Source organism: Methylobacterium guangdongense, from assembly GCF_038442355.1.
GTDB lineage: Bacteria > Pseudomonadota > Alphaproteobacteria > Rhizobiales > Beijerinckiaceae > Methylobacterium > Methylobacterium guangdongense.
Genome location: NZ_JBBXMX010000033.1, coordinates 1 through 21832 on the forward strand (window position 1 = coordinate 1; position 21832 = coordinate 21832).

The 21832-nt window shown below is 64.4% G+C and carries 29 protein-coding genes; 12 read left to right on the plus strand and 17 right to left on the minus strand.

What is annotated here, in order from left to right:
- Positions 1-486: 486 nt before the first annotated feature.
- On the minus strand, positions 487-1386 hold the full coding sequence (locus AAHG09_RS29645) for an outer membrane protein (protein WP_342111573.1): 900 nt from the start codon (positions 1384-1386) through the stop codon (positions 487-489).
- A gap of 298 nt (positions 1387-1684) precedes the next feature.
- On the opposite strand from AAHG09_RS29645, the gene AAHG09_RS29650 reads away from it, so the two are divergent.
- Positions 1685-2110 (plus strand): hypothetical protein, encoded by a 426-nt coding sequence (locus tag AAHG09_RS29650; protein ID WP_342111575.1) that lies wholly within the window; start codon positions 1685-1687, stop codon positions 2108-2110.
- A gap of 183 nt (positions 2111-2293) precedes the next feature.
- Positions 2294-2653 carry a cupredoxin domain-containing protein gene (locus AAHG09_RS29655; protein ID WP_342111577.1) on the plus strand — a complete coding sequence of 120 codons (360 nt, stop codon included), beginning with the start codon at positions 2294-2296 and terminating at the stop codon, positions 2651-2653.
- A 40-nt stretch (positions 2654-2693) separates the two neighbouring features.
- On the opposite strand, the gene AAHG09_RS29660 is transcribed toward AAHG09_RS29655, so the two are convergent.
- From AAHG09_RS29660 to AAHG09_RS29685, 6 genes are all read right to left on the minus strand, one after another.
- Positions 2694-3722: an HD-GYP domain-containing protein gene (locus tag AAHG09_RS29660; RefSeq protein ID WP_342111579.1), complete on the minus strand. Its 1029-nt coding sequence runs from the start codon at positions 3720-3722 to the stop codon at positions 2694-2696.
- A gap of 194 nt (positions 3723-3916) precedes the next feature.
- Positions 3917-4240 (minus strand): hypothetical protein, encoded by a 324-nt coding sequence (locus AAHG09_RS29665; protein WP_342111322.1) that lies wholly within the window; start codon positions 4238-4240, stop codon positions 3917-3919.
- The gene (locus tag AAHG09_RS29670; protein WP_342111581.1) at positions 4237-4518 is read right to left on the minus strand and encodes a hypothetical protein; all 282 of its coding nucleotides are present in this window, start codon (positions 4516-4518) and stop codon (positions 4237-4239) included. Before AAHG09_RS29670 ends, AAHG09_RS29665 begins: the two co-directional genes overlap by 4 nt.
- Positions 4519-4531: 13 nt before the next feature.
- Positions 4532-6016 carry a methyl-accepting chemotaxis protein gene (locus AAHG09_RS29675; RefSeq protein WP_342111582.1) on the minus strand — a complete coding sequence of 495 codons (1485 nt, stop codon included), beginning with the start codon at positions 6014-6016 and terminating at the stop codon, positions 4532-4534.
- A 221-nt stretch (positions 6017-6237) separates the two neighbouring features.
- Complete coding sequence (locus AAHG09_RS29680; RefSeq protein ID WP_342111583.1) at positions 6238-6717, minus strand: PAS domain-containing protein; 480 nt, start codon at positions 6715-6717, stop codon at positions 6238-6240.
- A gap of 125 nt (positions 6718-6842) precedes the next feature.
- Positions 6843-7604, minus strand: coding sequence for a hypothetical protein (locus tag AAHG09_RS29685; RefSeq protein ID WP_342111585.1), 762 nt, complete (start codon positions 7602-7604; stop codon positions 6843-6845).
- Between the two features lie 345 nt (positions 7605-7949).
- Here AAHG09_RS29685 and AAHG09_RS29690 point away from each other — a divergent pair, with 345 nt between their 5' ends.
- Both AAHG09_RS29690 and AAHG09_RS29695 read left to right on the plus strand, forming a co-directional pair.
- Entirely contained in the window at positions 7950-8303 is a 354-nt protein-coding gene (locus AAHG09_RS29690; protein ID WP_342111587.1) for a hypothetical protein, read from the plus strand.
- Between the two features lie 69 nt (positions 8304-8372).
- Complete coding sequence (locus AAHG09_RS29695; RefSeq protein ID WP_342111589.1) at positions 8373-10208, plus strand: ISL3 family transposase; 1836 nt, start codon at positions 8373-8375, stop codon at positions 10206-10208.
- Here AAHG09_RS29695 and AAHG09_RS29700 read toward each other — a convergent pair.
- From AAHG09_RS29700 to AAHG09_RS29720, 5 genes are all read right to left on the minus strand, one after another.
- The gene (locus AAHG09_RS29700) at positions 10194-10448 is read right to left on the minus strand and encodes a hypothetical protein (protein ID WP_342111590.1); all 255 of its coding nucleotides are present in this window, start codon (positions 10446-10448) and stop codon (positions 10194-10196) included. The two genes, AAHG09_RS29695 and AAHG09_RS29700, sit on opposite strands and share 15 nt — an antisense overlap.
- A gap of 91 nt (positions 10449-10539) precedes the next feature.
- Complete coding sequence (locus AAHG09_RS29705; protein WP_342111592.1) at positions 10540-12750, minus strand: hypothetical protein; 2211 nt, start codon at positions 12748-12750, stop codon at positions 10540-10542.
- Positions 12751-12810: 60 nt separating this feature from the next.
- Positions 12811-13092, minus strand: coding sequence for a hypothetical protein (locus AAHG09_RS29710; RefSeq protein WP_342111593.1), 282 nt, complete (start codon positions 13090-13092; stop codon positions 12811-12813).
- Between the two features lie 80 nt (positions 13093-13172).
- Positions 13173-13619 carry a hypothetical protein gene (locus tag AAHG09_RS29715; protein ID WP_342111594.1) on the minus strand — a complete coding sequence of 149 codons (447 nt, stop codon included), beginning with the start codon at positions 13617-13619 and terminating at the stop codon, positions 13173-13175.
- Between the two features lie 10 nt (positions 13620-13629).
- On the minus strand, positions 13630-13926 hold the full coding sequence (locus tag AAHG09_RS29720) for a hypothetical protein (RefSeq protein ID WP_342111596.1): 297 nt from the start codon (positions 13924-13926) through the stop codon (positions 13630-13632).
- Between the two features lie 102 nt (positions 13927-14028).
- On the opposite strand from AAHG09_RS29720, the gene AAHG09_RS29725 reads away from it, so the two are divergent.
- Positions 14029-14280, plus strand: coding sequence for a helix-turn-helix domain-containing protein (locus AAHG09_RS29725; protein ID WP_342111598.1), 252 nt, complete (start codon positions 14029-14031; stop codon positions 14278-14280).
- Entirely contained in the window at positions 14270-15013 is a 744-nt protein-coding gene (locus AAHG09_RS29730) for a hypothetical protein (RefSeq protein WP_342111600.1), read from the plus strand. The genes AAHG09_RS29725 and AAHG09_RS29730 overlap by 11 nt, the downstream gene beginning before the upstream one ends.
- Positions 15014-15091: 78 nt before the next feature.
- On the opposite strand, the gene AAHG09_RS29735 is transcribed toward AAHG09_RS29730, so the two are convergent.
- Positions 15092-15433: a helix-turn-helix domain-containing protein gene (locus AAHG09_RS29735; protein ID WP_342111602.1), complete on the minus strand. Its 342-nt coding sequence runs from the start codon at positions 15431-15433 to the stop codon at positions 15092-15094.
- Between the two features lie 81 nt (positions 15434-15514).
- On the opposite strand from AAHG09_RS29735, the gene AAHG09_RS29740 reads away from it, so the two are divergent.
- Positions 15515-15643: a hypothetical protein gene (locus AAHG09_RS29740; protein ID WP_342111603.1), complete on the plus strand. Its 129-nt coding sequence runs from the start codon at positions 15515-15517 to the stop codon at positions 15641-15643.
- Between the two features lie 466 nt (positions 15644-16109).
- On the opposite strand, the gene AAHG09_RS29745 is transcribed toward AAHG09_RS29740, so the two are convergent.
- The gene (locus AAHG09_RS29745; protein WP_342111605.1) at positions 16110-16376 is read right to left on the minus strand and encodes a hypothetical protein; all 267 of its coding nucleotides are present in this window, start codon (positions 16374-16376) and stop codon (positions 16110-16112) included.
- 124 nt (positions 16377-16500) lie between these two features.
- Positions 16501-16965 carry a Ros/MucR family transcriptional regulator gene (locus tag AAHG09_RS29750; protein WP_342111607.1) on the minus strand — a complete coding sequence of 155 codons (465 nt, stop codon included), beginning with the start codon at positions 16963-16965 and terminating at the stop codon, positions 16501-16503.
- Between the two features lie 456 nt (positions 16966-17421).
- Between AAHG09_RS29750 and AAHG09_RS29755 the strand changes: the two genes are divergently transcribed.
- Positions 17422-17895 (plus strand): Ros/MucR family transcriptional regulator, encoded by a 474-nt coding sequence (locus AAHG09_RS29755; RefSeq protein WP_342111659.1) that lies wholly within the window; start codon positions 17422-17424, stop codon positions 17893-17895.
- 195 nt (positions 17896-18090) lie between these two features.
- Here AAHG09_RS29755 and AAHG09_RS29760 read toward each other — a convergent pair whose 3' ends face one another.
- Positions 18091-18417 carry a ribbon-helix-helix domain-containing protein gene (locus AAHG09_RS29760; RefSeq protein ID WP_342111608.1) on the minus strand — a complete coding sequence of 109 codons (327 nt, stop codon included), beginning with the start codon at positions 18415-18417 and terminating at the stop codon, positions 18091-18093.
- Positions 18418-18422: 5 nt separating this feature from the next.
- Positions 18423-19058: a ParA family protein gene (locus tag AAHG09_RS29765; protein WP_342111611.1), complete on the minus strand. Its 636-nt coding sequence runs from the start codon at positions 19056-19058 to the stop codon at positions 18423-18425.
- Between the two features lie 357 nt (positions 19059-19415).
- On the opposite strand from AAHG09_RS29765, the gene AAHG09_RS29770 reads away from it, so the two are divergent.
- The 4 genes from AAHG09_RS29770 (at position 19416) to AAHG09_RS29785 (ending at position 21814) form a co-directional block, all read left to right on the plus strand.
- Entirely contained in the window at positions 19416-19685 is a 270-nt protein-coding gene (locus AAHG09_RS29770; protein WP_342111613.1) for a hypothetical protein, read from the plus strand.
- Entirely contained in the window at positions 19672-20643 is a 972-nt protein-coding gene (locus AAHG09_RS29775) for a site-specific integrase (protein WP_342111614.1), read from the plus strand. Before AAHG09_RS29770 ends, AAHG09_RS29775 begins: the two co-directional genes overlap by 14 nt.
- A 339-nt stretch (positions 20644-20982) precedes the next feature.
- On the plus strand, positions 20983-21693 hold the full coding sequence (locus AAHG09_RS29780; RefSeq protein WP_342111615.1) for a hypothetical protein: 711 nt from the start codon (positions 20983-20985) through the stop codon (positions 21691-21693).
- Positions 21635-21814, plus strand: coding sequence for a hypothetical protein (locus tag AAHG09_RS29785; protein WP_342111617.1), 180 nt, complete (start codon positions 21635-21637; stop codon positions 21812-21814). The genes AAHG09_RS29780 and AAHG09_RS29785 overlap by 59 nt, the downstream gene beginning before the upstream one ends.
- The last annotated feature ends 18 nt before the right edge of the window (positions 21815-21832 follow it).

Here is a 21832-nt window from a genome sequence, read left to right on the forward strand (position 1 = left end):
AGCGTCAGGTAGGGCGCAACCAGCGCCCATTCCTCATCGGAAACGTCGGACGAATACGGCTTGCGGGCAATGCTCATGCCCGCCCATCTGAGCATCAGCCCGACCCAGGTCCATAACAGCCTCTAGCGGCGACGGCTTTGGGCTCGATCCGGGTACTTCTCGGTCTCTGACACACTGGCGGTTGAGCGTCCGCTGAATTTACGAAGGCATGCTCCTACCGTCGGGGGCGGGCTTTCTACGTTTGTCAGGCTCGCGCCGTCGTGGGCCTATCCGCTCTATCTCCGGGCAAGATCGATCGACGAAAAACACCCTAGAAGCGGAAGCTCCCAGGGCGTTGCCAATCTAGCGGCCAGTTTGATCAGGCTGGGGGTGCGAAGCTCAGCCGGAGGGCTGCTCTTCGGCGACGGAGAACGACGAGGAGGACCAACTACCCGTTGCCCGCCACCGCATCTCCCGGCATCGCTACCGGGAGCAGCGAGACAAATCTTAGTACGAGCCGAACTTGTAGTTCAGGCCGGCGCGGACGACGGCGAAGTCGTTCGAGTTGCGGCTGCTGCCGGTGACGGCATAGACCGGCTGATACGCGCCGTTGACGGCGGCGGCGCCGACCAGCGGCAAGCCGGTGCGGTTGCGGTCGAGGCTGACGTACAGGCCTTCGACCTTGAACGTCACCGCCGAGGAGCGGAAGAAGTTCAGGAACGAGTCCGTGGGCAGGGCGAACTCGGCGCCGCCGCCGACTGTGTAGCCAGTCTTGAAGTCGTCGCGGCGGCCGGCGAAGTTCTGGAACGCGATGTTCCGGGTGCCGTCGTCGGTGCCGGTGGCGTAGGCGAAGCCGCCGGTGGCGTACACGAGGGTCCGGTCGAAGGCGTAGCCGAGGCGGCCGCGCACGGTGCCGAAGAAGTCCAGCGTGTTCAGCGTGCCGTTGACCGGGATGAAGCCGGGGTTCACGGCGCGGGCGTTCGTGGCGTAGCGCGGGCGACCGCCGAAATCGAGGTACTGCGCGTCAGCCTCGAAGCCGACCACGATGCCCGAGCCCGGGGTGAACTGGTAGTTGTAGCCGATCTGACCGCCGCCCGAGAAACCTTCGCGGTTGTTGCGGTTGTAGAGCAGCACGGAGCCGTTCGGGGCCAGGGCCTGGTAGGGCACGAGACCGGCGCCGGTCAGGACGGCCGGGCTGCCGGCGGTCTGGGCGAAACCGCTGGTGTTGGAGTTGCTGCTGGCATCGAACGCGTAGCCGGCGTTGATACCGAAGTAGGCGCCGGTCCAGGTGAACACCGGCACGGGGGTGAACACGGGCGGCGGGGCCGCGCGACGCGGCAGGTCGGCGGCCGAAGCCGCGGCGGTCAGAGCGGTGAAGGCCGCCAGCGAGGCCAGGAGCTTGGTCATCAAGTCGGGTCCGATGTTTCTGTCTGGAAACATGCCTACCGACGACCAGCCAAATTGGCTGTAGTTTTATGGACACACCGCCATAAGACCAGCAGGAATGCCATAGTCAATGGTCAGTTAAGACGCTTCAAATTGGCAAAACGACACTGCAGTGCGGAGGGCGAAGTCCGGTAACAACTGGGAGGTGCACTGGTTCCAGCCAGCTATGAAGCTGATCCTCGCCTGTGGCAGGGAAGCGACAGGCTGGCCCGGTCTAAGCTCTACAAAAGCAGCCTCAGATTGAGGATTGCATCCTGCCATGCCGATCCGGCCCGAGCACCGCTTCTTCTACCCCATCGATTGGGCACAGCTCTCGGCCGTCATCCGGTTCGGGCGGGCGAAAGGCTGCTGCGAGGGCTGCGGACGGCCGCATGGGCGGATGGTCTACCACCTCGGTGACGGCCGCTGGTGGGACGCGGACGCCGGCCGGTGGCGCGACGGATGGGGCAGGCGGATCCGCATTGCGGTAGGGGCTGACATCCTCGGCCGTGCCCGCCGAACGCGGGTTGTTCTGGCCGCGGCCCATCGAGACCATGACACCTCGAACAACGCGGACGCAAACCTCGCGGCCTTCTGCCAGCGCTGCCACATGATCCACGACCGGCCGGAGCATCAGAGACGGCGGTGGCGTACGCTGTTCCGGCGGAAGGCGCTGGGTGACCTGTTCGGCGGGCCCTACGCCTGACGCATGCAGTTCGAAACGTCTATGGTTTCCGGTTTCCTGTGTGCGGAGATCGAATTTGTCGCATCAAATCAAGCGCCCGCGAAGCAACATGAGATTAAGGCGTCTATACAGACTTACGTTAGCTGAGTAGCGAATAACAGTCGTAGATACTGATCTAAGGCCATTCTTTTTTAGGTTGTATCCGTGTCGATTTGCAATCTGCGCGTTAAATCTCTTCGCTTCGGAGCTATCGCGCTTGCGGTGGGGATGGTTGCACTCGAACCGGCCCAAGCCAGCCTCTCTAGTGCTATCCGCATCGTGTTGCAGAAGGGCAGGCACTACGATCCCACAGATCTGTTCCTGCGTCGGGGTGACACCATCACCCTCGTCAACGGAGACGACAACGCCGTCCACCACGCCTTCATCGAGGCCGACCGTTTCGCGTTCGACGCCGGCGATCAGGAACCCGGCCAGCAGGCCACGCTGACCTTGAAAGAGCCGGGCGACTTCATCATCCAGTGTGGCATCCATCCGAAGATGAAGCTCACCATCCACGTGCAATGACAGTGACGCCTCCAGCGCCGATGATACCGGCGTACCGAGGCTAAACGGACGGATCGAAGGCCGCCGCGATCGGACGGAATGCCCGGGTGAGGTCGTCATCCAGCTGCCCGATCATTCCCTGCAGGATGCCGTAGGCTTGGCCTCCCGCCAGTGGGGGGCGGTAGCTGCGTCGTTCGATCAGCGCGCCGTAGACGTCGCAGACCGTCACCAGCCGCACGAAGTCCGGGATCTCCCGCCCTTTGAGTGCGTCTGGGTAACCGCTTCCGTCCAGCATCTCGTGGTGAGAACGAACGGCCCCCAGCACTTCGTCGTCGAAGCCCACCCCGACGAGCATGGCGTGGCCGCGCACCGCATGGGTCTGCATCACCGCCATCTCCGAATGGGTTAGGCGTTCCGGCTTGTTCAGGATCTCGATCGGCACGTGGATCTTGCCGACGTCGTGCAGCAGCGCGGCTCGCGTCAGGCGGTGGCGATCGGCTGAGCGCAGGCCGAGTGCGCCAGAGAAGGCGGCGGCCAGCGCGGCGACGATCAAGCAGTGCTGGTGGGTGGCGTCATCGAACTGCTGCACCGCTCGGACCCAATCATAGATGCCGCTTTCGCCGACCGCGCGCACGACCAAGTCGGTACCGGCATCAGCCACAGTCGGCGTGATCGTACCGCCTGAGAAGAGGGCACCCCGGAAGAACTGTCGGGCCTCCGCGGCCGTCGCCCGCGCAGACAGGGGGATCGGCGAGCCCCGCAGCTGATCCAGGGCGGTCAGCACCTGCTGTACGCCGGCTGTAGCGCTCGCACCCAGGATCCGCGCCTGTGCCTCGGCCCGGGCGGCGTTGCCGTGCACGAGGAAGAGGTATGGCTGCCCATCGGTTCGGACCTGCGCCAAGGCGCGACGCAGGCGGATGATCGCGTCCGAACTGATCGTCTCCAAGTCGCTGACGATGACGTCGAACCCGGGGGCAGGCAGCCTGTCCTCGTAGAGGTCGTGGACGTGACAGGTACCTCGCGCGGTCAAATCCCGGGCGAGGCGCTGACCGCGCTGGACGTCGTCGGTGATCAGCAGGAGCGTCCTCATCACCCCATCTCAAGACCACAAGTTCGTTGAAAGTAGCGATCCGAAACGGTCCAGCGCAGACATGATCTCCGCTGACGGCTCCAGCGCAGCATCACACCGTCACGATTTACGGTATCTCTAAGCCTCAAAGGGTTTAAAAGTTCGTCTGCTACCGTACCGACGCAGCCTATACCCAATAGGTACGGTTCGCATCCTTACTTGACGACTGCGAAAGACATCTCGATCTGTTCCAAGAAGTCGTCGATATAGCTCAGTCCCGTCCTTGCCTCGGTGCGTAGCGTCGCGTTGATGGCGTCGATCTGTAAATCTCCGCTCGGCGGCCGCACCCGCAGATCATCGATCACCGCGGTGAGTTGCACGCGTTGGACCTGTAGCCTCTCCCGTATCGCAGCGAGTCGCGCGGCCGACAGTGTCGCCGCACGTCCGCCCAGCAGGAGTTTCATCGCCGCTGTGTCGAAGGCGGCAAGAGCGGATGTGGCGTGACGATTGGAATGCAGCGGGATGATCGTGCCAGTCATGGGTTCTGCTCCCCCATCTCCGTACATTTCTCACCATCCGCCCCACCGACGGAATGTAGGGCTCGCCCGTGCAGACCGGCCTTGAGTTGACGCTTCAGCACCTCGGCTTCCGCCAGTGCCCACGCTAGATGCTTGTGGTCGGCCATTCGACGAGCGAATACGTGGTCGATCCGGTCGCAAGTCACTGCGTCGGGCCCTGGTCCCACCTCAATCGCCATGCGCACGAGGTCTTCGAGCGCGCCGTCGAGGTTAGCGCTTACAGCGGCTTTCTCACTCATGTCGCGTGCGACCTCAGCCCACCGCCCGGGCCGCTTCGCGCACCTGATGTGTGGCGGCGTCGACCTGCTCGCTCGCCCGGGCGATCGCCTCCATACCACCGGCGATCGTCGCTACCCCGTGCGCGGCAGTATGCATGCTGCCCGACATCTCCCGGGTCACGGCTGACTGCTCCTCGACCGCCGCCGCGATCGCAGCCGACACCTCGTCCAGCTTGCCGATCGTACCCTGGATCGAGCCGATCGCTCCGACCGCCTCGCGCGTGGCCGCTTGTGTCGCGGTGATCTGCACCCGGATCTGGTCGGTCGCCTTCGCGGTCTGCTCGGCCAGTGCCTTCACCTCGGACGCGACCACCGCGAAGCCCTTACCCGAGGCGCCAGCGCGCGCCGCCTCGATCGTGGCGTTCAGCGCCAACAGGTTGGTCTGCGAGGCGATGCCCTGGATCATGGTCACGACCTCGCCGATCTGTGTGGCCTGCCCGCTCAGCCCCTCGACGATGCCGCCGGTGTGCCGGGCCTGCTCGACCGCCTCGCCGGCCATGCGAGCCGCATGGCTGACCTGCTGGCTGATCTCGCCGACCGACGCCGACAGTTCCTCCGCGCCCGAGGCTACGGCCTGAATGTCGTTCGAGACCTGCCCCACGGTCCCGACCGCCTCCGCCGTCTGTCTGGTCACGGCCTCGACCGCGGTGCCGATCGCGTCGAGATCCGCTCCGATAGCCCGCTGCGCCTCGACCCGGCGCTGACGCTCGTGCACCTGCGCGGTGATGTCGGCGGCGAACTTCACCACTTTGAGCACCGTACCATCCATATCCTTGATCGGATTGTAGCTTGCCTGGATCCAGACCTCGCGCCCGCCCTTCGCGATGCGTCGGAACTCGCCCGCGGCGAACTCGCCGCGGCCCAGCCGACCCCAGAACCCCCGGTAGGCCTCACCCTGCTGCTCGGTTGGGTCCACGAACATGCTGTGGTGCCGACCCTGGATCTCATCGAGGCGGTAGCTGACTGTGTCGAGGAAGTTCTGATTGGCCTCTAGGATCTTGCCGGTCGGATCGAAGGCGATCACCGCCTGCGAGCGGTGTAGGGCGGCGATCTGGCCGTCGCTGTCCAGCGCCCGCAGCTTCTGCGCGGTGATGTCGGCGGCGAACTTGACGACCTTCACGACGCGGCCGGCGCGGTCGAGCACGGGGTTGTAGCTCGCCTGGATCCACACGGCCCGCCCACCCTTGGCGAGGCGCTTGAACTCGGCAGACTGGTATGTGCCCCGCCGCAGGGCATCCCAGAACGCGCGGTATTCGGCGCTGTCGCGGTAGGCTGCCTCGACGAACATGCCGTGATGCTGGCCCTGTACCTCGGGTAGTGTGTAGCCCATGGCGGTCAGGAAATTCGCGTTGGCGGTGAGGATGGTGCCGTCCGGCTGGAACTCGATGATCGCCTGCGAGCGGTCCAGCGCTGCGAGTTTTGCCGTTTGATCCACGTGCGCGCGCGTTCCACCGAACATGGACGTTCTCTCCCAGGCATTGAGCTGTTTGTAAGTGGACTGGGCTGGCGGCAGGTATCTCACCCCAGCATCACCACCCGCACTTTGACTTCCGCGAAACTGCGATACAGTCATTAAATTTTGCTTAATTAGAAGACCACTGAATAGGTATTGCCATAAAATTTACTCATGTTAAGCTGCAATAACAGTCTTCACGGCTTTGCGATTAGAAACAAAACAACTTACGCGTGTTGGAATAGACCGAGGTTGCGCAGCCCATCGGTTAACAAGTCGTTGCTTACGCTGATCGGTTCATAGCGCCCACCCGCGCCCTCGACCGGCCGGCCGATGCGCCGGATCACCTCCCGCTCGAAGGCTACGAAGTTCTCGATCCGTCCATCGGTGGCGTGCAACGGTCGGCAGTCGACTTCTGCACGGTACTTGGAGCCATCCCCACGGTAGTTGGTCAGGTAGCCATGGAAGCGCTCGCCGGCCGCGAGGGCATGATGGAAGGTATCGAGCGTCTCTCGACGCGTCTCCTTTCCCTGCATGAAGCGCGGGCTGTGCCCGAGGATGTCGACGACAGCACGCCCGACGAGTCGACCGAAAGCCTCGTTGGCATAGAGGATCGTCGGTCCAGGTGGTGTGATCATCGTATCGGTGACGACGATGCCGATGGTGGCGTCGTGCGAGAATGCACGGATCAGTTCGAAGGCTGTCATCGTCAGGTTGGGTCTTAACCGTGGCTGAAGTTCCGTAGCTTCGTTTAATGCATGGCCGATCAAGAGGATGCGCTCTGTCGAGGCATCGATTGACCTCGTTCTTCATACCGTCCGGCCGCAGACCGTCACCGCATGGCTCGGCCGCCTCTACCGCCCTCGAGAATTCTCACGGGATCGCTTCGGTCGAGGTCGCCCGCTGCCCCTCGGCAGCCCTTCTTCGGTTCCGCGTCCACAACCTGTGTCTGTGGATCTCCCTTATCCGTGGGGTGCATCGTTTTGCACCCTATGCCGCCGAGCAGCGCTGGGGCCGTGGATCGTCCTCCCCGCCGGAGCCATTGCAGCCACTCCCGGCTGATGATCCGAACCACGTTTGGATCGGACTTCCGGCCCTGGTGGCGGCGCTCCTGAATGGTGAGCAGTCCGTCGCTCTCGGCCAGCCGGATCGCGGCCTGAGCCAGCCGCCGGCACACGCCCGCCCGTGCGGCGATGGCGTCGATGCACAGCCCGCAGGCGCCGTGCCGGGCCATCTCGTCCCCGACGATCCGCAGGACCGCGAGTTGCCCGGTGGTGAACCGGCTGGCGAGCGCAGGCGGCATCGGGCCGGAGCAGGCCAGCCGACGACGCCGCTCGATCGCTACAGACCGCTCAGGAGCCCGCTGGAGGCGCTTCGCCGGGAACAGCGTCACGCGGCCGAGCGGGATGCCGACGGGCGTCACGGCCTCTCTTATCGCACTCCGACGGCTATGCAGCGCCTCGGCTAAGCCTTGGGCCTCATTGTCGGTGACGGTCTCGCTGGCATGGGCCTGCCAGATGGTGCGTGACAGGTCGTCGAGCTGCGCGAGTGTCCGCGCGTCCTCGATCGCCGACCGCATGGTGGCGTGAAACATCGGTCCCGGTCCCTCACGGGCCGCGGCTGTGATCAAGGCACGACTTCATCGCTCCGGGAATTGGCGTTCCCGTTGACTCCCGGCGGGAGCTATGCTGTCTGGGGTGTGTTGAGCGTGTCCCCGGACACCATTCGATTTCGCGGCCCTCCAGTTTGGCGACTGGAGGGCCGTAGTCGTTTCAGGGTCTCAGTTCCGCGGCGGATGCATCTCCTGAAGCTGGCTCACGACTCGCCTAGGCGAGCCTGGCCGTGACCGCCCATGTCGGCTGGAGCGCGCGGTTAAGTCAACGTTAGACGCCTTGCTTTGAGGTGCGCGCTGAGAGTGGGCCTCCGAGGAGCCTGTGCGGTGCCAAGCCCCAAGAAGCCGAAACGGAAGGTGGCGGGCGCCGAGGACCCAGGCCCCAAGGATGTGAAGCAGATCCACTCCCGGATCGACCGAGCCGGTTGGGAGGCTCTGGATGAACTGGGCTCCGACCGGAACCTGTCCATGGAAGCCATGATCGTCGAGGCCCTGAACGACTACCTCAAGCGTCACAGCAAGCGGCCAAAACCCATCGTCGTCATCGAACGCAGGACCGGCTCGGAGAAGCCTCAGGAGCCGCAGCCGGGAAAGGCGCTGGCGGACCCGATCACAGGCCAGGTAGAGCTACCACTGGGCGCTCCCGGAAAAGTGGTGGGCAAGCGCGGCCGACGCTCGTAACCGGCCGGCAAGCTCACAGCCCTCATCATCGTTGTCATCGCTCGTCGCTGGGCGCTCGGACGACACGATATGGCTCGCGGCTGGGAAGACCTCCCCTTCCTCAAATTCATCAAAGAGATCCGCGAATACCAACGAGCGCCCGCAGTCATAGAGACACGGCGTCAGCGCAAGGTTCGAGGGATGCAGGATGCCCATTTCGGCATGCCCGCGCCTGTACCGCCGTTAAAGGTAACCGTGCTTTGTGAGAGCTACGATCCGGTCCCGGATCTTACAGGCCATCAATGTCCTGATGAACTGGCCGATGTTGTACGGCACGGACGTCGGTGGATCGGCATAAAAGACCAACGCATTGCGCTAGCGCCAACGGTTCTATCCATCCATCGTGTTCGATACATCTGTAATCGGTGCAAAAAGACGTTTGATGAGTATCTGCCTGACGTCCATGCTGGGCACCGGATCACGAAGCGCCTTCACAGAAACTTAGCTGTCGCTTCGCTCAACCGCCCCTTCGCCGAAGTCGCCAAGCGGAACTCGGTCAAGCCTGATCTCGTGGAGACCATCTTCCATGAGTATCGCGTGGCGATGATGGAAAATTATCAGGCCGACCTGCCGAGGGTTTTGGCCGTTGACGAGACAAAGCTTCTCGGCGCGGTTCGCTTCGTCTGCTCCGATCTCAAAGAAGGGCGTATACTCGATATCGTTGACGACAACAGATCTGATATTGAAGAGTGCTTCGGCAAGCACAGCTATCACCATCGCGTACAAGTTTTTGTACAAGATATGAGCTATAAATATCGCTCTATTGCAAAAGATTTATTCCCGTACGCGGATGTGGTCGTTGACCGGTTCCATGTCGTCAAGCGTGCTACGGAGGCCGTCGACACGGTTCGCAAGGCTGTGGCGCATCGGCTGCCTCCGCACCTGAAATCCGCGCTGGCACAGGACATCAAATTGCTGGTCACGAACCAGTCAGAGTTAAGTCCTAAGCGCCTTGCGCTGCTTGAAGAGATCAAAGCCCACAGCCCTAAATTGAAGCGGGCGCACATGCTGAAGGAGGATTTTCAGCAAATATATTCGATCAACTCCAAGCGTGAAGCTGAAAAGGCACTTCGGGACTGGGCAGGGAGGCTCAATGAACCAACGCACCGGACTGTTGACAGGCACTTTCACACGCTGCGCGACACAGCTTGGAACGACTGGCGGACAGAGATATTCAATTTCTGGGAACATCCATATACGAACGCGTTCGTTGAACGGATGAACCGCAATCTCAAAGAGATAAACCGTTACGCGAACGGCCTAACTTTTGAGGTCCTGAGGGACAAGGCCATACTCAAGTACGGTCACTTCCATAAAATGAAGGAGATTTCGCTCTTCAATCTCGTCGGGCTGACCGATGAGGAAATTGCGGTTCAGATCGAGCACCGCATCTGGAAGGGGTTCAAGGCTGACAGCCTGGCGCGTAGCCTCCGCGCCGGCATGTTCGAGGGCCACCCACCAGAAAAACGGGAGCGCCCAGTGGTTCTGCCAGATGGCCGGAACCAGAACGCTCTTCAAGCCGAGTGGGATGAAGTCGAGAGGGCCTGGGAGGAAGGACCAGCCTTCAAGACGGTCACGCCAGAGATGGCGGCCGAGTACATGACACCGATCCAGCGCAACGGCATCAGGAACTGCTTTGCCGATTGGAGGCTGCTTCCACCGGACCCTTGGGCAGATATGCCTTTCGAGCCGATGAACCTGCATTCGGCATACAATCCGCTGCGACATTTCCAGAGGAGGGGACGAGGGCATGGTCGCGGGCGGGGCATGGTGCTCGATGCCCCGCCGGATCCGCGCTTCCAAAGCGCTCTTCCCTTCCTGCCAACGCAGCGGCCAGACACCCTTGGGCGTTTATTCGACCTCTAGGTCTCGGTCCGTGCCTCGCAGCCAGACGACTTGGCTCTCACGCCCCTCGGGAGCCCCCAAGCTGGGCTCGGAGTCCCCGCCCTCCTCGCGGTCCGGATCGCCGTCCTCGTCGTCTAGAAGGGCCACGATGCGGTCGACAATATCCAGGGCAAGCTCGGCCAGCCGCTCGAACTCCTCGCGCGGGATCGGCTGAGCGGCGGGCAATTTTCGTAGGGCCGGGAAGGAGACGATCTTGCTCATGACTGGGGTCTCGGTTTCGGTGGGACTGGTAGTCCGCCGGCAGGGCCCGGCCGGGGCGGTACGCACGCATGCAAAGGGGTGAAGGGCGCGCTCAGCGCCGCGCCTGCTCGGCCGCAAGGGTCGCGAGCTCCTGGATGAGTGTCGCGGTCTCGGTCGTGTCTCCGTTGAAGACGATCCGCTCGGCGATTGACGCCAGTCGAGCCTTGCGGTCGTCCAGGCTGGTCGGCCGCCGGCGCTGCAGCTCGTCCGCGGCCGCGCTCTCCACGTCCGTCAGGGCGTCGCCCAGCCAATGTAGAAGGTGGCCGGCTCTGTTGTGGTGGTCACCGAAGAGGCTGAGGTCGCCGGACTGACAGGACCCCTGACAGGACATGGAATAGGCCACGTCCGAGAGGGCACGCGCCTTGTCGTGGAGCGTCCGCAGCTCGGACAGCGTGGCGGCGGCGAAGTCGACCTGCTCGGCGATGCCATAGGTGTCCCGAGGTGGGGTGGCCGCTTCCAGTTCCGGGAGCGCGCTGCCGTCGAGCAGCTCGCCCTTCCAGTTCACGGCGGCAAAGGCGCAGCAGGCCTCAATGAGGTGGCGGGCCGACTGCTCGGTCAGGTCCTCATCTATCCCGAGATCACGGCCAGCCTCGTACTCGCCGCAGGCGAAGATCATCACGAGCGAGGCGCGGGCCTTCACTGCCAGCCCGAGGGGCGTTCTGGCTGGGGTGCGCCAGATCTTCCGACAAATCGGGTCCAGTTCGGCGCAGATGTCCTCGAACAGGCCCATGGCCTCGCGCACGCCGGGCTCGTTCCAGACGGCCTCGTGCGCGGCCCAGACGTCCCTCCCCTGCTCCTTGGCGTCCTGCTCCGCCCACGAGAAGCGGGCCTGCGCCTCGTTGTGCGCCGGCAAGGAGGCCCGCCAGCGGGCGTGCAATGCGTCCAGCTTCATCCCGAGAGCCAGGATCTCGGCATCGCCGCTCAGTGATGCGGCCTCGAAGACGTCGAGCTTCAGGACACGGCGCAGTCGCTCCCGGCGCTCGGGCGTGGTGTTCGGCTGAACCTGCCGATCGAACTCGCGCTGCGCGATGCAGTGCAGGCGGTCCAGCTCAACCCGCAGGGCGTGCGGGATGAGGGCGAAGTGCGTCGGCTCGATAGCCGGCGAGGCCATGAAGCCAAGCGGCGGGCTGTACCAGTCGGTTGGTTTTGTGCCAGGCGCGGCCGCGACCTTCCCCTCGGCGACGAGGGCTCGGATGGACGCGCAGATGCCGCCGACGGTCAGTGCCGCTTCATCGTCGGCCTCGTGGCTACCGCGCAGGGCGAGAGCGGAGGGAAGGTAATCGGCCAGTGCCATGAGGCCGGACAGCGAGGCCGGCAGGCTGCCGACCAGGGCCATGAATGCATTTTCTTCGGCGTGAAGGAGCGGGATCGTCGCCTTCCGGGCTTCCTGCAGACCAGGGTCGGACGGATGGGAGTTGCCTACGACAGAATAGGCGGTATCCCACGTGCAGAAGGCGGCGTGGTGCGCCTCGATCAGGGCGAGGACCGGATCAGACTCCTCCACCTTGGGCTCCGGCGCTCCACCGTACGCGCTGGCGAAAGCCAGAACCTCCAAAGGATAGAGATCCAGATCGTGTTCGACCTGGGCCATCCGCAGCTCGCGCTCGGATGCCATGCGCAGAAGGCGCGCGCATTCGGCCGGCTCGATCTCGCCCGCCTCCAATGCCTTCCGGAGGCTGTCCTGCGTCCACCATTCCAAGCTTGTGCGCTTGAGGTCGGGGTAACCGTTGGCGAACTCGGTGAGACGACTGTGCTCGCGGCAGGCCCCCTCGAACTGTGTCAGGGCCTCGGGGCTGTCAGGAGCCGGCAGGGGGCGCCGCCCGATTTGCTGGGCGCCGAGCACGTCCCGGGCGAGGCTCTGCGCCATCTCCAGCGCCTCGGGCGACGGGATCGAGAACCGATCCGCTAGGATGACGGTGGCCTTCGCCTGCAGGCCGACCAAACCGTCCGCGGGCGTGCTGGCGAGGACATCGGCGGCGCGGTCCGCTTCGGCATCGAGGGTGCCGTACCCCGGCACGTCGTCGAGGTCCTGGCCCAGCGCAGCCGGAATGGCGGCGATCGTCGCCTCCAGCCGATGCAGGTCGGCGGCCGCCTCGGTCAGGGCCGCGTCGGCTCCGGCTTGCGGGGGCGGGTCCGCGGCAGCCGCGTCGGGCGACTGGCGAGATGCCGCGAAGCGGGCGGCGGTCTCAGCGGCGCGCTCGCGCAGGGTGAGGCGGGCGGGGTCGCGACCGATGAGGCGCTTCAGGGAGGTGCGCAGGGTCATGTCGTGGATCTCCGGATGAGGTCCGCGAGCGCTTGGCCCGCGGCAGGTTGCGGGCTGGGTTCAGAGCAGGGAGGCGAGGCCGGTGAGCACCATGCCGCCGCCGATGATGACGACCGCGGCCAGCAGCTCGCCGGCCGTGTCGAGGAAGCGTAGGGACCGGCTGTGCGCAGTGTCCGGCCGGATCGGGGTCACGGCCTGCCAGGGCTCGATCGTCCCGGGCTGCGTCTCGTCCGGCAGGGTGCGGTAGCGGCGATCCAGCGGCGGGTTGCGGCGGCCGATGCGGGCGCTCGTGCTGCGAACCGGGACGGGCTGGCTGAAATTTGGGATGCGGGCATAGGACATCGTTCGCGCTCCTGGTGGGGCTCGTGGCGGTGGGCTTGGTGGTGAGGGGGGCGTTCGCCGGATCGGGGGAGCGGGTCAGATCAGGCGGCGGGCGGCGCCATGCCTGAACTTAGGGCCCAGGCGGGGTGATCTCCGTCAGGGCCGTAGAGGTCGGGGAATAGCACCCACAGGCGCTGCTCAATGCGGGTGAGCAGATCGCTGCCCACGTCCATGGCGTCGCTGCACAGGGCGTCGTCGTAGAAGCGATCCGCCTCGCCGTGCATGTCGCCAGACACGTACTCGGCCAGCACCATGCCGATGACGGCCGCGCCGATCTCGGCCTGCGTGGCGGGCGAGAGCAGATGCCAAGCCTGCGCCGGGGTGAACGGCAGGGGCATGCGAGCCCAGAGCGCGGCGTGGTCGGGCAGGCGGGCGGTGACGTCGCCGCGGAGGGTACCCACAGTGCGGGTATCCTTGGCGATGGCAGAGGCGGCCGTGGCGAGGAGGATACCGGCGGTGAGGGCGCGGCGGTTGATGCGGGTGGACATCGGCGGCTCCTCAGTGCGCAGCCATGTGGCGGGCGAGCTTGGCGGACCGCCACGCGGCGGTGAGGCAGACCGACATCGCCTCAGCCCAGGTGCCGCCGAAGCGATCCTGATGGGCGTGGGCGGCCTTAGCGGCGGCCGACATGATGGCGGCGCGGTCGAACTTGCCGGCGGCGTAGAGCGGGCGGCGGGTGGCGCGCACCGTCATGTCGATGCGGGCAGTGGCCGACAGGAGGCCGGCGGGGATCGTCGGACGAGCGTCGCGGCCGGCGCGGTCAATTTTGGTCCAGGAGACGGTGCGGTGAGCCATGGTGGCGCTCGGTTTCCGTGTGTGATAAACGGATACCGTGGATTAGATCCTCTGTCAACGCTAATCGTGTATCATAAACGAATAACGTGATTTGGAGCCGAGATGTCGTTGTCAGCCGCTCAGTCCCGCGCCGCGCGAGGTTTGCTCGATTGGTCGCAGACCGAACTCGCGTCTCGCTCGAACCTAAGCGAGAGTACGATCCGCGATTTCGAAAAGGGACGGCGGGTACCTTCGCCTAATAATCTCGCAGCGGTCGCTCGCGCCTTCGAGACGGCTGGCTTGGAATTTATCCCCGAGAACGGAGGCGGGGCCGGGATCCGGTTTCGCGAGCGGAAGAACCAGAATGGGCTTTGACCTAGCGACCGTCACGACGAGCGACTGGATACAGATCGCGGTGGCGGTCGTGTCCGCCGGGGCGGCTGGAGCTTCGGCTTACTTCGCGAGCAAAATCTATGAGCTTACGCAGCGACAGCTCGGGGCTTCGAACCGGCAAGCGGATATCTCGGCTCGGCAAGCTGAAATCGCCGCCCAGCAGACCGCCATCACTGAAAGCATGGCCCAGCAGGCGCACCATGTTTTTGTTTTGGGCAATCGACCGCGTGTTACGCTCGACAATCTTACTTTTGCCAACCCAGACCCGAACCCTTTCACGCCAGGCCGCATCCCCACGATACGCGTAGAGCTTATCAATTCAGGCGGGACGGCTGCTCGCATCCAAGGATCTGGATGCTTTTATATTTTTCGTCCAGAAGGCATCCCGCCGCATCCTGTATACATTAGAAACAACGAGCACCCTTTTTTCAACCTGGAAGTTGGCTCTATAATTGAGCCCGGACAGTCTAAAGCGGCTTACTATCCAGACGAGCAGATTGCGGCGCGTCCGCCGCTCCCTCAATCCGTGCTGAACCAGCAATTGGCAGACGAATTCAACACGGCGCAGGGAGCATCAGGGTTCTTTGTTCTGGGGTGGGTCTCCTATGTGGACGAAGTCGGGATCCCTCGCGTGACGCGCTTTGCACGTCGGTGGGACGGGGCGCACAGACGCTTCGTTGTTCAGAAAGACGCCTATTTTGATCGGGAAGCGTAAGGCACTTGACCGGGCGACCATATCATCGCGACTCGCCCGACCCCACTGAGATACCGACTGCGCGGCGCGGCGGGGCTGTCACCTACTCCTCCGCGCTACCCTCTGAGCCGTCTCCCGAGCAGCCCGGCGCTCAATGCGCCGCTCCTCTAGCAGCGCCTTGAAGTCGACGATCTCGACCGCGGGCGCCTCCTTGGTGCGCCTGCGGCTTCGCGTGGCCTGTGACGGGCCTTCGACGCGCCGTTGACGTTCCTGGAACCGAACGATGTCATCGGGATCGAACCGCTTGCGGATGCGCTTCTCGCCCAACCCGACCGCGATGTAGGCGATGTCGCCTCGGGCAACGTGCCCGTCGAAGGTCCGCCGGCCGATCCGTAGCAGTTTGGCCGCCTCGTCGGCTGTGAGGAGATTGGTTTCGAGCATAGGATCCTCCCAGAGGGATAGCCAATGCCCCGCACTCCAGCACATGTAACGCAGGCCGACATCGCACGAGCGATCCGAGCCATGCGCGCCGCCGGCTACCCGGACGTGCGCGTTGTCTTTCGTGAAGGCTCGATCATCGTGGAGGCCAACCCGCACGACGCTGACGCAAAGCCGTCTCGCCCCGATCGAGGCGAGCTCATCATCCTGTAGGCTTCCCGCGCCGCAGGCCCCCTCACGCCGGGACGGAGCATGACGAAACGACCGCGACAGCCGAGGGAGCCTGTAGCGCTGGAGCCGCGCTGCCTCACGATCGCGGACGCGGCGGCCTATTGCGGACTGACGCCAGGCGGGTTTCGGCAATGGGTCAACATCGGCAGGTTGCCGCCGTCGCTCCCAGGCACGCACCGATGGGACCGGAAGGCTATCGACTTCGCCTTGGATCGGCTGAGCGGACTGCCGGCCGCGTCGGCCAGCGAGCCAGAGGAGGAAGAAATGGACCGATGGCTTCGCGAGCATGACGTGGGGGAAGCGGAGGCGCGTAACCCTGACCCCAATCTTCGGGGACCACCTTGGCGGCGGGTCCCGAAGTGACCCATTAATCGGGCCAATCTCATCGGATGCTCACATGATCATGTAATCATGCAGCTACATAGTTGCGCAACGATGTGACTATCGCTCATCCCTGCACCGGGAAGCCCAGGATGACGGCGGTCTTCACCATGGTTCGGCGCAGGCCGGGCGTGGTGGCCTTGTCCGCCAGCAGCTTCTTGGCCTGCGGGTGCATCTCGATCGCCTTGGCGACGTCGACGGTGTGGCCGGATTTGAAGGCGAACGGCGCGGCGTCCTCGTCCTTCAGGTAGGCAGTCGTCGCCGCCTCGATCTCGTCGTCCGTCACCTCGAACTTCGGGCGCAGGTCGCCGACGCTGGGGATCTCTTTGGCCATGACGAAGGCCTACCGTGGAGCCCCTGCCCCGTCCACCAACGCATCTTCGCTGGGACCAAGCGGACCTTCCCTGCCGCTGATCAAACGAGCAGCAGGGCTAGGTATCGCATCAGAACAGCCGTGTTCACGCAGCCTTGCGGCCGCGCTTCGACTGCCGCTCGGCCATGGCGCCGGGCTGTCCGAGGCCGATCGCCTTCGCCAGGGCGGAGCGCTGCTCGGCGTAGGCGGGGGCGACCATCGGGTAATCGCCCGGCAGGCCGTAGCGGTCCCGGTAAGCCCGCGGGTCGAGCCCGTGGCTAGTCAGGTGGCGCTTGAGCGTCTTGTAGGTCTTGCCGTCGATGAAGCTGACGAGCCCGTCCGGCCGGATCGACTTGCGGATCTGGGCAGTGCTAGGCTTGTCCGCCTCTGGGGCCGACGTGGCCGCGCTCGGCGCACCACCAGAAGTAAGCTCTCGAACAGCATCGTGCACGTTTCGGATGAGGTTTGGAAGCTCAGAAACAGGCACAGAGTTGTTGGACACGTAGGCGGCGACGATGTCACCAGCCAACTCGGTGAGATTTTGAGAAGATCCTGAGATTTTTTTCGTCACTTAATTTCTGCCGAATGCAAAAATGCCCGCCGCAACGGCTCGGGCTCATTCCTAAGGTACGAAATTCACGGCTCGGTCAAGATGGGAGGACTAGTTTCCCGCTGCTACCTTACCGCCTTTACCTGAGATCTGAGGTGGAAGCCGGGATCACTTACGGGTTCACTGGGCGTCTGAGTTGCTCACATGATCAGCACCGCCAACCCGCTTAAGCTACGGCATTTCCCTGCCTAAACAGATCTGGGTTGTGCGTGTTAAATCTTGAAAAAGCGCGTCGTGAGAGCCGCCATAGAGGAGCGGATACACTATCCTCATTCTTATTCGCCGCTTCCAGTCAAACATCTTTGACTTCAAAAATTTATTAGTTATGAGAGCGCGGGGCGTTTATGCGACTTTGTCTGTTTCAGGAGGTTTGACGTGGAGAATGACGGATCGATACAGGGTGATAGCCACGGGCAGATTGAGGGCGGACTTGATCTCGTCGCCCTGACGGCAGACATCGTGTCAGCCTACGTCTCGAACAACCGTGTCCCTCCGGCTGAGATGGCTGCGCTACTGTCGAGCGTATATGCCGCAGTCGCTGCGCTAGGCGGCCCTGCTCCTGCCGTTGAAGCGGGCCCGGAAAAGCCGACGGCGGCGCAGGTGCGCAAATCCATCAAACCGGACGCGCTGATCTCCTTCATCGACGGCAAGCCGTACAAGACGCTCAAGCGGCATCTCACCGGCAACGGCCTGACCATGGATCAGTACCGCGAGCGCTACGGGCTGCCACGCGACTACCCGTCCACTGCCGCCAGCTATTCGGAGCAGCGGTCGGCGCTCGCCAAGAGTCTCGGGCTCGGTCAGAACCGCCGGAAAGCGGCCGAGGTGGCCAAGGCGTCAGAGATACCTGCCAAAGCTCGTAAGCCGAAGGGGGCCGCCGCAGCTGAGTGAGAGCGAGGCGGCCACAGTAGCTCTGTGCGCATCCAGAGATCGGCCGGGCGGCCATATCATCACGGCTCGCCCGGCCTTGCGCACCCCGACCGCGTCCACGGCTGGCAAGTCGACGGTTTGCTATCAAGCCGTCTGAGCGTCAACGCATCGAAGCGTCTCGGGGTCGAGGCGTCGAGCCGGCAAGCTCGGAAGGCGTCACGATGCCTTGAAGCCGTGACGTCGCAGCACGTCCCGGATCGCGTCCTCGGCGAGTGCCTGAGCCGTCGTGTCCTGGTCGAGAGCGATCTGGCGCAGGGCCTTCCGCTCGGCCGGCGTCATGCGGACGATGATCTGCACCCGAGTGTCGGCACCCTTCCCTTTCGCCGCTACTGGCTGCGGGGCAGGAGCCTCAACCGCGCTATCAGCCGCGCTATCAGCCGCGCTGCCAGCCTCGCCCTCGACCGGCTTCTCGGCCTCGGGAGCTGGCGACTTCTTGGCGAGGCGGTCCGCGAGGACCGTGAGCTTCTGACGTTCGCCGCTCATGTGCCCTACTCCCTCATCATCCCCTGAACCTCGGACCAGAGCGCCAGCATCTCCTCGGCGGCTCGGCCGTGCGGCTCGAACTCATTGACCGTCTGCCCACCGATGATGGCGTGGGACATCGCGACCCGCTGCGAAACCACGGCGGTCGCCACGGCGGCGCCCATCCGGGTCAGGGTTTCGCGCGCCTCCGACACGATAGCGGGCTCAGCCGACCCAGTGCGGGGCGGCGCATGGTTGATGACGGCGAGCGGCTTCTTGCCGACGCGCTGCGCCAAGTCGAGCGTCGTCGCCACAGCCGCGAGGTCGAACGGGCCTGGCCGGGTCGGGACAAGGACAAGGTCGGCCACGCGCATCGCGTCGGCGATCGAGGTCTCGGCGTGGGGCGGTGTGTCAACGATGCTGTAGGCCACGCCCTCAGCCTCGGCAGCCGGCAGGATCTTCGGCAGCTCGCGCGCCTCGCACTCGACGAGGGCGGGCGTGTCGCCCTGGCGCAGATCCCACCACCACTTCAGCGACCGCTGCGGATCGGTGTCGAACAGCAGCACCGGCTTGCCCGGCCCGGCGGCGATGACGCTGAGGTGCGTGGCCAAGGTCGTCTTGCCCACCCCACCCTTCCGCGCCGCTATCGTGATGGTCTGCATGCGAAGCGTCCTGCCGTCTCGCGGTCGAGCATGGAAAGCGTCAGGTTAACACGCCGTCAAGCTTGCGAGCCTGCTGAGTGTCGAGCGGTCGAGCCGGCAGGACATCGAGGCGTCTGGCTGTCATAGCGGCGAGCCATCTATGCGTCAGGCCGTCGAACCAGCGAGCAGTCGAAACAGCGAGCCGTCAGACTCTCACGACGTCCCGCACGCTCGCCATCCCCATATTGAGACATTGAGACGTCTTGCTATCAAGCTGTCATTCGTATAACTTTCGATAATGGTTGTTCTCGAAAGTTTAGCTGGTAGGCGAGGCCTATGGGTTCGATCCATCTGATAGACGGCACCAAGGGAGTGCGGATGCCGGTGAAGCCGGCGAAGGGCGCGGCCTGCAACGGCTGCGGCTACTGCTGCGCCGAGGAGCCGTGTCATCTCGCCGTCGAGTACATCGGCGCCGGCACGGAAGGGCCATGCCCAGCCCTGGAGTTCGACGAGGGCCGGGCATGGTGCGGCCTCGTGCGTCACGCCTCCCGGTACATGGATCTGCCGAACGACTGGGCCGACCGGATCCTCGGCGAGATGTTCGCGACGGCGCTCGGCGCCGGGCGGGGTTGCGATGCCGACCTCTGACATCCTGATCATCGAGCCGGTCGAGGCCGGACTGCCGGCCGAGACGCAGGCGCTCGTCCAGGCCTACCAGCGCGCCTCCAAGGCCTCGGCGACCATCCGGGCCTACATGTCGGACGTGCGGGTGTTCGAGGCGTGGTGCCGGCGGTCCGGGTTCCGCTCGATGCCGGCCAGCCCCGAGACCGTGGCGGCCTTCATTGTCTCGGAGGCCGAGGAGGGCAGGGCGGCTTCGACGCTCGGTCGCCGGATGGCGGCGATCCGGTACGGCCACAAGCTCGCCAAGGCGCCGGACCCCACCGACGACGAGGGCGTGCACGCCGCCATGAAGGGCGCCCGACGCAAGCTGAAGGTCGCGCCGAAGCAAAAGGCGGCCGCGACGGCCGACATCCTCGCGGCCATGCTGATGCGCACGCCCGACACCCTGACGGGCAAGCGGGACCGCGCGTTGCTGGGCCTGGGCTTCGCTGGAGCCTTCCGCCGGTCCGAGCTCGTCGCCCTTGATGTCGAGGACCTGGTCGAGAGCCCAGAGGGCCTGCGGGTCCGGGTCCGGCGGGCCAAGACGGACCAGGAGGGCAGGGGGGCCGAGATCGCCATCCCGCATGGCCGCTTCATCCGGCCCGTGGCTTTGATCCGAGAATGGCTCGACGCAGCCGGCATCACGGCAGGCCCGGTGTTCCGGCCGGTGTCGCGGTCAGGGAACGTCAGGCAGGGGGAGGGCGTGCGGCTTACGACCCAGGCCGTCGCCGACATCATCAAGAAGTACACGGCCGCTGCCGGCCTCGATGCCTCGACCTTCGGGGCTCACTCCTTGCGGGCCGGCTACATCACGACGGCGGCCGAGCGCGGGGCCGACCTGACCCGCATCATGGACCAGAGCCGCCACCGGGATCCCCGGACGGTGGTCGGGTACATCCGCCGCGCCAACGCTTTCAAGGACCATTCGGGGAGCGGGTTCTTATGACATATGCAGCGCGTCAGGATCTACCTGATAGCATCCGGCCTTTCGCCGCCAGAATTGAGGGCACTGACGAGGAAATAGAGGTATGGGTAGGGCGATGCTCAAGATTAGGTCCATATCGCATATTATGGACATGGAATTGGATTAGTCACAACGAAGCGAGATTTTATTTTTCGAACTCGGATGATCGAGATCATTTTATCTCATGCGTTCAACTAGATCTTGAGGACATGGGGGTTGCTGATAATGGCAAATGATGAGCCGCCAAACGTAAGCGATGAAGACAGGCAGCCCCATCGCCCAAAGCCTGATGGCCGCCAGAGGGACGCCATGGACAGGGCCATGAAGCGCTACGACGCGCGATCTGAGCCCTTGGCCTTCGGAGATCAGCCCGAGGGAACCAACAAGCTCAGCATCTCGGGCAAGCACAGCGACCGGGCCGGGCACGTGCTGCATCTGCTCGACACGTTCGGCACGGCCTCGGCCGAATTCGCGCAGAACAGCGTCGGGCAGGTGGCGGCCGTCATGCGGGATCGTGGCGAGGCTCGGCCCGATGATACTTCATTGAATGCGGGCATCGGAGCCGTCAGCGGGATCGCCCCCGAGAACGAAATCGAGGCCATGCTGGCAGTTCAAATGGTCGGCACCCACGCGGTGGCGATGGAGATGCTGACCAAGGCCAAGCTCGCGAGCACGACCGACCATCTAGAGCGGTACGGCGCCCTCGCGACCAAGCTGCTCAGGACCTACACGGCCCAGATCGATGCCCTATCCAAGCTCCGACGCAAGGGCGAGCAGACCGTGCGGGTCGAGCACGTCCACGTCTACGAAGGCGGTCAGGCCATCGTCGGGAACGTCACCCAAGGGGGGAGGGGTCACCTCGAAAATGGACATCAAGCCCATGCACCTACCGACCCGCGAGCCCTCGCAGTTGCGCCTGTCAGCCCGGTGCTGTGCCACGACCCGGCGCGGGACGCCCTGCCTGTCGCCAGCGGTGAGCGGGAAGGTGCGGTGCCGCATGCACGGCGGGGGCAAGGGAAGCGGCGCGCCTAAGGGTAGCCAGAACGGCCGGTATCGGCACGGGATGCGGACACAGACGGCGATGGCCGAGATGCGCCGGGTCCGGGAGATCGTCGCTGAGTGGCGGGAGGTATCGAAGATCTTGCCGCTCTGATCCGCCACCGGAACGGCT